The sequence below is a fragment of the Microcystis sp. LE19-41.2A genome (assembly GCF_027530405.1).
GTDB classification, from domain to species: Bacteria; Cyanobacteriota; Cyanobacteriia; order Cyanobacteriales; family Microcystaceae; genus Microcystis; species Microcystis aeruginosa.
Genome location: NZ_JAPZQJ010000306.1, coordinates 1 through 10,712, shown reverse-complemented (window position 1 = coordinate 10,712; position 10,712 = coordinate 1). Strand labels below are relative to the sequence as shown.

Sequence of the window (10,712 nt, the reverse complement as noted above, 5' to 3'; positions counted from 1 at the left end):
ATCTATCTGTCGGGTTTCGTCGCTGACTTCTTTACTGATTTCGACGATTCCCAGGGGAGAAAGTAATTGTTCAAGGTAATTTTTGGCAAATTGGTCATGGGGTTTCATGGACTGAGCAGTTAATCGATAATTCTCAATTGTATAGTTATTAAAAAAGTGGGTTTAAATAACCCACTTCTCAAGTGATGATTGGTAGTTTTTGGGATCGGAATTTTCAAACTGTGCCAGAAACTATGAGCAGCCATGGCAATTATTCTCCTTGTCAATAGTGAGCAATTGTAAGATTAGACTACCTCTTCGAGAAAATCATAAATTTTGTCTAATTGTTCCAAGGTCACTAAACCGTACTGCCAGAGAATCATCGGTAAATGAATTTTATCAGATTGGATCGAGCGCTCGGCCATAGCGATCGATTCTTGGGGAAGGGACAATTCCTCTTGTAGAAATCGTCGGAATTGGGAATAGGCAATCGTGGACATAGGGGGATTTTTTTCCTCAATAGTTATAGTATATCTCGTGATTTTAACAAAACACTACCTGAGCGGTTTCAAGGACAGTTAGTCTTGCGACCGTTTTTTCTGTATCTAAGCTATCCCGATGATAGAGTGTGCTTTCCTAAAAATCGCTGGCTCTCTTAAGATAGTCCCGTTAGATCGAGCAGAATTTTGTCTCTGTTTAATTTATACCAAGGGTAAAGATTATTCAATCTATGACTTGATAGACTATAAAAATCTTAATCGATATGGTTATATCTTAAACAGTATAAATGCGTAATAGCTTCTAAAAGCCATACTTATATTTCCAGACAAGGGACACCTTCTATAAGAAAGTTAACACCATTTTCAAAAATCAAGGTCTTGAGATAGACTCAATCTTAATTTTATCTCCTTCTTTCACTCCTAATTCTTTGGCTCGGCCCCCGGCTAGTTCGATCACTTGATTAACCATGGTGTTTGGCCCATAGACAGGACAAGGATCGACAGCACAAGGGGGGACATTCAGCAAAACTGCTTTTACTATACCATCTTTTAGAAAAATCATGTCTAGAGGAATCGAGACATTTTTCATCCAAAACCGGGCCATCAGAGGTTGTGCAAAGGGAAATAGCATACCGCGATTTTTCTCCAAAGACGAGCGATACATTAAACCCTTGGCCTGTTGTTCCTGGGTTTGAGCCACTTCTAACTCAATCATCTCACCATTAATATCTGCTTTGGCCGTGATCGGTAATATTTGCCCTTGATTCTCAGTCGTAATCTGAGCCATTGAACTATTATTACCATTGAGATTAGTCGATTGACAACTCAGCAGCAACAAACCTAAAAATAGTATTAACTTGATCTTGAGCATAAATGATTTTTTACCAGTCATCACCAATAGTTATCAATACTTAATTTTTCTAGTATAAGTGGAAAATTAAGCAGATAAGACATTATCATAAAGTGGCGACAGCAAATATAAAGATAGTATTAAAAATATCTAGCATGGGGGTGAGCATCCTTCCTTGAGGAGAGGGGCAGGATTGCTAGAACGTATATACTAGGAAAATTCTCAAAGTTATTGGCCGATTTTCCCCCTCAATTTTGCCCTAGTCCGGCAGCAGTCGATCGCCTTCGTAGGTTAAAATACCACTTATCTATATGATCGATTATTGTAGGCTCAGGAGCAATCACCATGACCGCAGAAAGTATGTTATTTAATGGGCCGATCGTGGCGATCGTTCTCGTCCTCGTCGGATTAGCTTGGGGTTTTCTCCTCCTCAAAATCCAAGGTGGAGAAGCGGAATAGCTTGTTTTTCCGTTCATGGTTACTTTATTAGTAATCATGAACTAATTTTTCCCGATCAAAAGTAATTAAGAGAAAATCAATAACTAAAATTTTATAGCTATACCTATGACCACTCCCACGATCGAGTTTTTTGTCGGTTTATCAGAAGAATTAAGCGGTGTTAGTCTCCGCAAAAATAAAAGTACCGGGATTCGCAATGTCCTGATGACTTTTAAAACCCTGAAAGCGATCGAACGTTTCCAAAGTTTCACCACCCGCACCTACGGCGATCTCCGTCTCACCGATGAGGAAGGAGTGATTATAGTTATTCCCAACTCGACTAAGTTTATTTTTGGAGGAGATGAAGGAGATGAAATTCAACGGGTAGAATGTGGTTTTGAAATCACCGATGAACACTGGGAGCGTTTTCTGCGCTTTATGAATCGTTATGCAGCCGCTAACGGGATGGGGTATCAGGATAAGTGAGAAGTGGGAAGTGGGGTGTAGGGTGTGGGGTGTAGGGTGTGGGGAGAACAAATAAAAATAATCTCCTGACTACCGACTTGAAAGAGGGTGTAGGGTGTGGGGTGTAGGGAAAGAAACATCTTTCATCTGTGGGGGTGAAAATTTTTTCATCGGGACTGACTCCTGAACTCTGATAGCCAAAAACCAGCTAAAATAAGGATAAATTTAGTCAAGAAACCATGAAAATAGCGATTACTGGGGCGACGGGATTTGTGGGTAGTAGATTGGTGGTCAAACTCTATGATCGCGGCGATGACATCCTAATTTTGACTCGCAATCCCGATAAAGCCCGAAGAATTTACCCAAAGTCAATCTATCCTAAGATAGAGATTATTCCCTATATCGCCACAGAATCGGGGGATTGGCAAAAAGAGATTTGCGGATGTGACGCGGTGATTAATCTAGCGGGAGAACCGATTTCGGAACGCTGGACCGGTGAAGCAAAACGAGCAATCGTCGCTAGTCGGGAAATCGGCACCGAGAAAATTGTCGAGGCGATCTCGCGTAGCGAGCGCGTTGCGACCGCACTGGCCGACCAGAAACCGAAAGTTTTAATTAACTCCTCGGCGATCGGTTACTATGGAACCAGTGAAACCGCTAGTTTTGACGAAAATAGCCCTCCCGGTGACGATTTTCTGGCAGATGTCTGTAAAAAGTGGGAAACAGCAGCCCAAAAAGTTAAAGATTACGGCACTCGTTTAGTCATTCTTCGCACGGGTATTGTTTTAGGCAATGGGGGGGCCCTGGGGAAAATGATCCCACCCTTCAAACTTTTTGCCGGCGGACCGATTGGGAGCGGTCGTCAGTGGTTTTCTTGGATTCATCGGGATGATTTAATTAATTTAATTATCTATTGTCTCGATCGCCAGGGAATTAGCGGTACTTTCAACGCTACTGCACCCAATCCCGTCCGGATGAAAGAATTCTGTCAGATTTTAGGGGAAGTAATGAATCGTCCTTCTTGGTTGCCAGTGCCAGATTTTGCCCTCGAAATTCTCTTGGGAGAAGGAGCAAAAATCGTCTTAGAAGGTCAAGAAGTGCTGCCAAAAGCCACTCAAGCGATCGGTTTTGACTATCGTTATCCTAATCTAGAAGCGGCCTTACAAGAAATCGTCCCGAAAATGTAGAAAGCTGATACACTGGGGGGAAAAATTCTCAATACTAACGGTCTATGATGAATCTTTCCGAGCCGACAGCAAATTATTGTTTTTGCACTTTAGCCCTAAGAGAAAAGTATCAAAAATTAACTAAAACTTTGGCTGAAGATTTACAAAAATACGCCCCTCAGAGCAGTCTAGTGGTGGGAACTGATGCCCCTCAGTATTTTGATAATAGTCCCAATGTTATGGCTTTTAAACATACTCAAAAAGGTATTTTACATTGTTATAATGATAAACGCTTTGTTCTAGAAGAAAGTTTAAAGTTATTTCCGACAGCTATTTTTATCGATGCGGATACAAGACTAATAGAATCATTACCGGACAATCTTGATTTTACTCCAGGTATCGTTGGTTGTCATCAGAGTATGGTTGAGCATAATAAAAAATATCGTCCTCGGGATTTACCTAATTTAATCAGGGTTTCTGAAAAACTAGGAATTCCGAGTGAACAAGTAAATTGGATTGGAGAGTCTTTATTTATAGTCACTAGAGATGGAGGGAAAGAGCAAGAGTTTTTGCATTTTTGGGGGAAGATAGCACTCTATTTAGAAATGAAAGGAATGCACAGTGGCGAAGGCAGTATTATGGGACTAGCGGCAGCAAAAGTCGGGTGGACAGTAGATACCGGTGAAGCTTGGTTAATCCTCAAAAATAAAAGCAATCACCTTGATGCCAGTTATCAACCTCCCATTAAAAAAGATTTTTGGCAACCCCTCCAAAAAAGACTAGGCTATCATTATCGTCTCAATTTAGCCCGACTGAATGCCCTAAAAAACTACGATTTTTACTATCGCTAATCTATTTTTCACTCCAGACGGGATGGGAGAATAAAGAGGCGGCCACTCTCACCCCGCGCAGTTGATTTAACAGGGGTAAATGGCCCACGGGAGCGCTTAAATCCCAGATAAATTCCTGCGGGTATTTTGTCCAATTATTGCCATTTTTCCAGCCAATTTTCGGCCAGAGTTTCGGGAAATCTTGACCGACACCGAGCCATAATTTGCGCTGCACCGACCAACCGAATTTCCCTTCCGAATGAACTAACCAAAGATTATCAATAGTCTGAATGTCAACCTTGGGAAAAGCTTCTACTTCCGTAAAATAGACCCATTTCCTCTGTATTGCCCCTTCTCCTGCTAATTCACAGAGTTTTTGACGGGTAAGACTATCGGCAGTTTGAAAATCCTGTTTAGCCAATAATTCCTGTAAAAGTCGATAATCGATACCTTTAGCACTATCGAGGGGAACAACCCCCGTGGGGAAATAATTAGCTAAAAATTCCTTGCTCTGATCGCTATTATCTTGATAGAGCAATTGATAAGCCTTACCTGTCACCAGATTAACAGGAGTCGGGCGCCCGGCTAATAAAAAATCTCTCAACACAGTTAGGCCAGCTTCTCCGCTTCCGGCTAATTGTGTCAGAATCTGTAATTGATTTTTCGGCGACTCGGTGGCTAATTGACTCATCTTGCGGGTAATATCCTCGCTTTGTTCTTCTACTAACACGCCATTCTGGTCAGTCATATCATCACTTTTAAGACCACTCCTTCAATACTATTACCACTATTTCGGGGTCGCTGCTCGATTTTTTCCTGACAAAAAAGGGATTTTTAGCGGGTGGTTGATCGTACACTGAAAGAGAGAACTATTTTGGTTATCTAGATCACCGACGGTCAAATTTCCCTTGACTGAATCGGTGATGGGCAGAGATTGTAACAAAAATTATCGATTGCTTGACAAAAAACACCGATTATGCTATCAACTGAACCTAAAATCAGCAATTCCGGACAAAAATATTTAGCCTATCAAGATTGTCTATCCCCGAATCAAACCCTGTTACCCCTGACAGCCAAGGTTAATAACCGCGATTGTCTAGAAATCGGTGGTTGCGATGTGACCACCCTAGTGGAGCGTTTCGGTTCACCCTTGTATATTGTCGATGAAGTTACCCTCCGCACTGCCTGTCGTCAATACCTGCAAGGTTTCCAGACACATTATCCCGGAGAATCTAGGGTAATTTATGCCTCGAAAGCGTGGAATTGCCTGGCTGTATCGGCCGTGGTCGCTAGTGAAGGATTAGGTTTTGATGTGGTGTCGGCCGGAGAAATTCATACGGTGTTAACCGCTTTAGACCAGATCAATAAAACCGCTGTGCCGATATACTTTCATGGTAATAACAAATCGATCGCCGAGTTAGAATATGCGATCGAGCATAACTGCATTATTGTCGTTGATAACTGGCTAGAGTTAGAAAATCTGGTTAAATTAGGCGAAAATCGTCCTGATAACCCTATTCCGATCCTATTGCGGTTAACCCCCGGCATCGAGTGTCACACCCACGAATATATTCGCACGGGTCACTTAGACAGTAAATTTGGTTTTGACCCTCATCAAATCGAAGCGGTATTTGACTATGTTTTAGCTCATCCGCTGCTGAATTGTCTGGGTTTACACGCTCACATCGGTTCCCAGATTTTTGAACGTCAACCCCACCAAGACTTAGCCGCTGTGCTGGCAGATTGGTTTAAATTAGGATTAGAACGGGGTTTACCCCTAGAGCAATTAAATGTGGGTGGTGGTTTAGGGATTCGCTACCTGGAAAGTGATGACCCCCCAAGTATCGAGGAATGGGTGCAAGCAGTGTCCTTAGCAGTGGCTAAAGCTTGTCAGGAAAGAGGTATCGCTTATCCGCTGCTCATTGCCGAACCGGGACGCTCTCTGATTGCCACCGCTTGCGTAACGGCCTATACAGTGGGTAATCGCAAGGAAATCCCCGAAATCCGCACCTATATCGCCGTTGATGGCGGAATGTCTGATAATCCCCGACCGATTACCTATCAATCGGTTTACCGGGCCGTGGTCGCCAATAAAATGAGTCAAGAATGTCAGGAAGTGGTGACAATAGCTGGAAAGCATTGTGAATCTGGCGATATTCTAATTAAGGATATTACGCTACCGAAAACCAACCCGGGGGATATTTTAGTGGTTTTAGCCACAGGAGCCTATAACTACAGTATGGCTTCTAATTACAACCGCTTACCCCGTCCGGCGGCGGTAATTGTCCACAACGGAGAAGCTAATCTGATCCTTGAACGGGAAAATCTGGCGGATTTGCTGCGTCAAGACCGTTTACCGAAAAATTGGGTTTAAAGCCTCGCCCTTTTAGGGCGACTTTATAGGATGTATGATATTAAGAATAGCGGGCAGGGTAAGCAACCGCTTAAAAAACCCAGTCATCAACCGATGAACGCACCTTGAAAACTAGAGTTATGGGGTTCTATAGGGGAATGCTCCTATAGGTAAAAGCTCTAAGCGTCAAGTACCAAAGAAACCAATTATTTTAGAGGTTTTGAACTGTATCGTAGGGCATACGAGAACAGGCTTCTGTAAGGTCGCGAAAGTCTGAGGAGAGAACCACCTCTGGGTTGGATTTCGCCAGGAATCTAATTCAAGTGGACTCGTTGAGCCAGAAATTCACAGCAGTGATGCTAGAAGAATCCACGTCCGTTTACGGCGTGGGGTATGTCAACCACTCGACTCTCCTTAATATAAACCTCATCGCTATCGTCCCCCATGTCGGGTTTTTTTCTGGATCCTCGCCGGTTATTGTCCTGGATTCTCAGCCATGGTCTGTCAGTCCTAGACTTTGGGTTAGTTCTCCTCCTTACCTATATGCTGCTGCTAATTATCGGCGAGCGGCGTACCTTTTGGATGGTGCGAGGACTAATCTATTTAATGCTGGCCTCGGTGATTAGCGATGCCCTAGGATTGCGCTTGCTGGGGTTAGTCCTAGAAAAATTGATTTTGGGGGCAGCCGTAGCGATCGCTGTGATTTTTCAGTCGGAATTTCGCCGTTTTTTAGAATTATTGGGCAAAGGTCAAGTATGGGAATTATTTAAAAAAAGTTCCCCCACTCCCAAGACCGATAATGTCATTGATGAGTTAGTGGACGCGGTGAAGGATCTATCTCAAAATCGCACCGGTGCGCTGATGGTATTAGAAACCAGTGGCAATCTCGACACCAAGGTGTTTGTCAATCCGGGAGTGATGCTAAATGGCGAAGTATCTAAGGAATTAATTCAAACTATTTTTCAAACTAAAACTTTACTGCACGATGGGGCTGTATTTATTCGGGGCGATCGAGTGGTGGCCGCTGGTGTTATTCTACCCCTATCGGAGCGCAGTACCTCTAGGCAATTAGGCACCCGTCATCGGGCAGCCATGGGCATTACCGAAAGGCTAGATAATTGTATCTGTATTGTGGTTTCTGAGGAAACTGGCTCGATTTCCCTCGCGTCGGGGGGTAATTTGGATCGGCCTTTAACCAGTAGTAAACTAAAAGAGCTGCTCGAAGCGAAGTTTTCTCCGTCGGGAGAGGGGGAAGTGGTCGCACCGAGTTGGGGACGTTTAGGGCGTACAATTGGCTTAAAAGGTCGTCTAATCTTAGAAAAATTCTCCCGTTCGCCCAGCGCAACCCCGAAAGATAGAAAATGACTGTTAAACCGAGCTTATCACCAGAATTACCTACGGATTTAGATAAAAACCGTTTGCCTCAGCACGTCGCAGTGATTATGGATGGGAACGGTCGTTGGGCGAAAAATCGTGGTTTACCCCGGATTATGGGCCATCAACGGGGAGTAGATGCACTCAAAGACTTGCTGCGCTGTTGTCGCGACTGGGGGATTCCCGCTTTAACTGCTTATGCTTTTTCGACGGAAAATTGGGGTCGTCCCCTGGAGGAAGTAGAGTTTTTAATGACTCTATTCGAGCGGGTTTTGCGGCGGGAATTAGAAGAAATGATGCAGCAAAATGTCAAAATTCGCTTTATTGGTAATTTATCAGCCTTGCCAGAGTCTTTAAGACGGGAAATTGCTAAATCTCAAGCAGAAACTAGCAAAAATTCCGGTATTCAATTTACGGTGGCTACTAATTATGGTGGCCGAGAGGAGATCGTGCAAGCTTGTCAGGCGATCGCTCGTCAGGTGCAACAGGGTTTAGTCTCCCCAGAAGCGATCGATGAATCTCTCTTTGAACAGTATCTTTATACTGCTGGGATTCCTAACCCAGACCTGTTAATTCGCAGTAGTGGGGAAATGCGAATTAGTAATTTTTTACTATGGCAAATGGCCTACGCGGAAATCTATGTTACTGACACCCTCTGGCCCGATTTCGATCGAGTGCAATTTCACTGCGCTTTAAAAGATTATCAGGGTCGTCATCGTCGTTTTGGCAAATTATAAGGGCTGCAGCCCAAATTGCTCAAAATAGCCACTGTGGGGCAGTTAAAGGACAATTTTTGATTTTTACAAGAGGTCTGATCACTTTTAATCTTAAACTCCCTGGGGCAACGGTTAAACTGCGACGAGAGGTCGTTTGTGATCTGCTCGATTTCCCCAATACGGTAATCCGTAAATCGGCTGGAGCTAGACTTTTTCCCCGGCTAAAATAAAATAGGGGAGAGAATAACTATCGACGATAAGCAGTTTTAAGATTATGGGATTCTTTGACTCAGAAGTGGTTCAACAGGAAGCTAGACAGCTATTTGAAGATTACCAGTCTCTCACACAACTAGGCAGCGAGTACGGTAAATTCGATCGAGAGGGTAAAATAATCTTTATCGATAGGATGGAGGAGTTAATGGAACGCTACAAGATATTTATGAAGCGTTTTGAGTTATCTGAGGATTTTTCCGCCCAAATGACCGTAGAACAGCTAAAAACCCAATTAGGTCAATTTGGTATGACTCCCCAAATGATGTTCGACCAAATGCAGCAAACCCTTGAACGGATGAAGGCAGAGATTCGCTAAAATTGCCGATATTTATCGGGTATTGGCTGCCTTTTACCCGATAATGTCCTCTCCAGATTACTGCTCGGAAAATTGGGGTTTCTGCGGTTTTTTGAGAACAATGATCTAATAATTTTAAGTAGGTTAGCTGATGAACTCCAGGCCAGATTCACAAGAGAATATTGAGCCACCTCAGTATAGTGAAAAAACTAACCGCATTCAGGCAATCAGTCAACTGATTAAGGCAATAACCCCGTTAATTTGGGCTATAGTTGTTCTAGTGGTTATCTTGCCTCTTTTAGGGAAAATTTGGCTAGGAACTGCCGGCAATGAACCGTTAAAAACTAGGGTTGCTACCGAAACTAACCTAGAGATTCCCATCACTATACCCGAAAAATCTAACAGTCAAATCGATCGGGAGATTAGCCAAGCTTTACAGACAGCGAGAGCAAATTCTCAAAGCTTCGCCCTAGGAGAAATTGAGGGATGGGTGGAGGAGTTGATGACACGAGTAGATCAGGGTTTTCTGCCTTGGTATTTTAACTATTTCAATCAAAAACAATTTGAGGGCAAGGCCTTTTTAAGCGGATTATACTCCTCGATCGCTCACTGGGTCAATACAGATAATCCACCCCCGGAACAGGTGGTGGCAGAAAATTTGACCAAAACTATTCAAACCGAGTTTACTAAACGGGTAATTCGTCCCCAAGAGGCTCAATTGCGTCTAGAGAGAATTACTAGGGATGCCGTTAATTTATATGTCAATAATTTAAGCAATGAATTGGCAAATATACAGGCTAGTTATCAAATTCCCCAAGGCAAATGGGACCGTTATCTTAGTGATATAGCCGTAACAATTAAAGATACCGAGGGCAATATTTCTAACACATCAATTAAACTTTTAGTTGGTGGCACCACTGCTTTAGGAGTTAAATCTCTGGTCCCAGTGATGAAAGTGGGCAGTACAGTTTATTTGTCCCTAGCGGGAAAAACGGGGGCGAAAATTGCCACTAAAACCGGTGGGGCAGTAGCGAGTAGTTTTGGGGCAGAATTAATCGATCCAATCGTGGGAATTGGTTTGATAGTTTGGGATTTATGGGACTATCAGCACCGGGTAAACATTGAAAAACCGATTCTGCGGGATGCCATTTTTAATTATTTACAGGAAGTCAAATATGATCTAGTCAATAATCATCAAGGTAGCGTCCTTTCCTCTATTTATCAAATTGAAGCCAGTGTCAATAAATCCTTAGTGAGAACCTAAGTAGGGTTGGCTGAAAAAGTTTGTTGGTGGGGTTAGGAGTCAGGAGTACAATTGCATGAATGGGGCTATTATAGCGGTATGCACTTGCATGAGGTACAATAGAAGAGGACAATAAATTATAGACCTAGGCAGGAGCCACGACCCGATGAAGCCCTATTCTTTAGACTTGCGACAAAAGATCATCGAGACCTACGAGGAGAATAACCTCT

At 43.2% G+C, this 10,712-nt stretch carries 13 protein-coding genes; 9 read left to right on the top strand and 4 right to left on the bottom strand.

Going from position 1 to position 10,712, the window contains the following annotated elements; all coding sequences use genetic code 11:
* Positions 1–284: 284 nt before the first annotated feature.
* A complete protein-coding gene (locus tag O9290_RS12980) occupies positions 285–479 on the bottom strand; it encodes a DUF2949 domain-containing protein (RefSeq protein ID WP_002757016.1) in 195 nt (64 codons plus the stop codon).
* A 370-nt stretch (positions 480–849) separates the two neighbouring features.
* Positions 850–1,371 (bottom strand): DUF192 domain-containing protein, encoded by a 522-nt coding sequence (locus O9290_RS12975; RefSeq protein WP_081417822.1) that lies wholly within the window; start codon positions 1,369–1,371, stop codon positions 850–852.
* A 303-nt stretch (positions 1,372–1,674) separates the two neighbouring features.
* Between O9290_RS12975 and petM the strand changes: the two genes are divergently transcribed.
* Positions 1,675–1,788: a cytochrome b6-f complex subunit PetM gene (petM, locus tag O9290_RS12970; RefSeq protein WP_002731506.1), complete on the top strand. Its 114-nt coding sequence runs from the start codon at positions 1,675–1,677 to the stop codon at positions 1,786–1,788.
* A gap of 105 nt (positions 1,789–1,893) precedes the next feature.
* On the top strand, positions 1,894–2,253 hold the full coding sequence (gene psb28, locus O9290_RS12965; protein ID WP_002757021.1) for a photosystem II reaction center protein Psb28: 360 nt from the start codon (positions 1,894–1,896) through the stop codon (positions 2,251–2,253).
* Here the strand turns inward: psb28 and O9290_RS12960 are convergent.
* Entirely contained in the window at positions 2,241–2,372 is a 132-nt protein-coding gene (locus tag O9290_RS12960) for a hypothetical protein (RefSeq protein WP_283160160.1), read from the bottom strand. The two genes, psb28 and O9290_RS12960, sit on opposite strands and share 13 nt — an antisense overlap.
* Positions 2,373–2,471: 99 nt before the next feature.
* Between O9290_RS12960 and thyD the strand changes: the two genes are divergently transcribed.
* Together thyD and O9290_RS12950 are read left to right on the top strand one after the other, a co-directional pair.
* Positions 2,472–3,419 carry a thylakoid membrane protein ThyD gene (thyD, locus tag O9290_RS12955; RefSeq protein ID WP_287971753.1) on the top strand — a complete coding sequence of 316 codons (948 nt, stop codon included), beginning with the start codon at positions 2,472–2,474 and terminating at the stop codon, positions 3,417–3,419.
* Between the two features lie 44 nt (positions 3,420–3,463).
* Positions 3,464–4,249: a hypothetical protein gene (locus O9290_RS12950; RefSeq protein WP_002757024.1), complete on the top strand. Its 786-nt coding sequence runs from the start codon at positions 3,464–3,466 to the stop codon at positions 4,247–4,249.
* A 1-nt stretch (position 4,250) separates the two neighbouring features.
* Here O9290_RS12950 and O9290_RS12945 read toward each other — a convergent pair whose 3' ends face one another.
* A complete protein-coding gene (locus O9290_RS12945; RefSeq protein ID WP_288056131.1) occupies positions 4,251–4,976 on the bottom strand; it encodes a GUN4 domain-containing protein in 726 nt (241 codons plus the stop codon).
* A 228-nt stretch (positions 4,977–5,204) separates the two neighbouring features.
* Here O9290_RS12945 and lysA point away from each other — a divergent pair, with 228 nt between their 5' ends.
* The 5 genes from lysA to O9290_RS12920 all read left to right on the top strand — a co-directional run bounded on the left by lysA (position 5,205) and on the right by O9290_RS12920 (position 10,503).
* Positions 5,205–6,602: a diaminopimelate decarboxylase gene (gene lysA / locus O9290_RS12940; protein ID WP_288056134.1), complete on the top strand. Its 1,398-nt coding sequence runs from the start codon at positions 5,205–5,207 to the stop codon at positions 6,600–6,602.
* A gap of 423 nt (positions 6,603–7,025) precedes the next feature.
* Positions 7,026–7,946, top strand: coding sequence for a diadenylate cyclase CdaA (gene cdaA / locus O9290_RS12935; RefSeq protein WP_002757027.1), 921 nt, complete (start codon positions 7,026–7,028; stop codon positions 7,944–7,946).
* Complete coding sequence (gene uppS, locus O9290_RS12930) at positions 7,943–8,692, top strand: polyprenyl diphosphate synthase (protein WP_288056137.1); 750 nt, start codon at positions 7,943–7,945, stop codon at positions 8,690–8,692. Before cdaA ends, uppS begins: the two co-directional genes overlap by 4 nt.
* Positions 8,693–8,945: 253 nt before the next feature.
* The gene (locus tag O9290_RS12925) at positions 8,946–9,260 is read left to right on the top strand and encodes a DUF1825 family protein (RefSeq protein WP_002738222.1); all 315 of its coding nucleotides are present in this window, start codon (positions 8,946–8,948) and stop codon (positions 9,258–9,260) included.
* Between the two features lie 130 nt (positions 9,261–9,390).
* Entirely contained in the window at positions 9,391–10,503 is a 1,113-nt protein-coding gene (locus tag O9290_RS12920; RefSeq protein WP_288056139.1) for a hypothetical protein, read from the top strand.
* The last annotated feature ends 209 nt before the right edge of the window (positions 10,504–10,712 follow it).

Coding starts and splice junctions, on each gene's coding strand:
- O9290_RS12975 (WP_081417822.1), bottom strand. CDS start 1,371: ATGACTGGTAAAAAATCATTTATGCTCAAGATCAAGTTAATACTATTT.
- uppS (WP_288056137.1), top strand. CDS start 7,943: ATGACTGTTAAACCGAGCTTATCACCAGAATTACCTACGGATTTAGAT.
- lysA (WP_288056134.1), top strand. CDS start 5,205: ATGCTATCAACTGAACCTAAAATCAGCAATTCCGGACAAAAATATTTA.
- O9290_RS12925 (WP_002738222.1), top strand. CDS start 8,946: ATGGGATTCTTTGACTCAGAAGTGGTTCAACAGGAAGCTAGACAGCTA.
- thyD (WP_287971753.1), top strand. CDS start 2,472: ATGAAAATAGCGATTACTGGGGCGACGGGATTTGTGGGTAGTAGATTG.
- petM (WP_002731506.1), top strand. CDS start 1,675: ATGACCGCAGAAAGTATGTTATTTAATGGGCCGATCGTGGCGATCGTT.
- O9290_RS12950 (WP_002757024.1), top strand. CDS start 3,464: ATGATGAATCTTTCCGAGCCGACAGCAAATTATTGTTTTTGCACTTTA.
- psb28 (WP_002757021.1), top strand. CDS start 1,894: ATGACCACTCCCACGATCGAGTTTTTTGTCGGTTTATCAGAAGAATTA.
- O9290_RS12920 (WP_288056139.1), top strand. CDS start 9,391: ATGAACTCCAGGCCAGATTCACAAGAGAATATTGAGCCACCTCAGTAT.
- O9290_RS12945 (WP_288056131.1), bottom strand. CDS start 4,976: ATGACTGACCAGAATGGCGTGTTAGTAGAAGAACAAAGCGAGGATATT.
- O9290_RS12980 (WP_002757016.1), bottom strand. CDS start 479: ATGTCCACGATTGCCTATTCCCAATTCCGACGATTTCTACAAGAGGAA.
- O9290_RS12960 (WP_283160160.1), bottom strand. CDS start 2,372: ATGTTTCTTTCCCTACACCCCACACCCTACACCCTCTTTCAAGTCGGT.
- cdaA (WP_002757027.1), top strand. CDS start 7,026: ATGTCGGGTTTTTTTCTGGATCCTCGCCGGTTATTGTCCTGGATTCTC.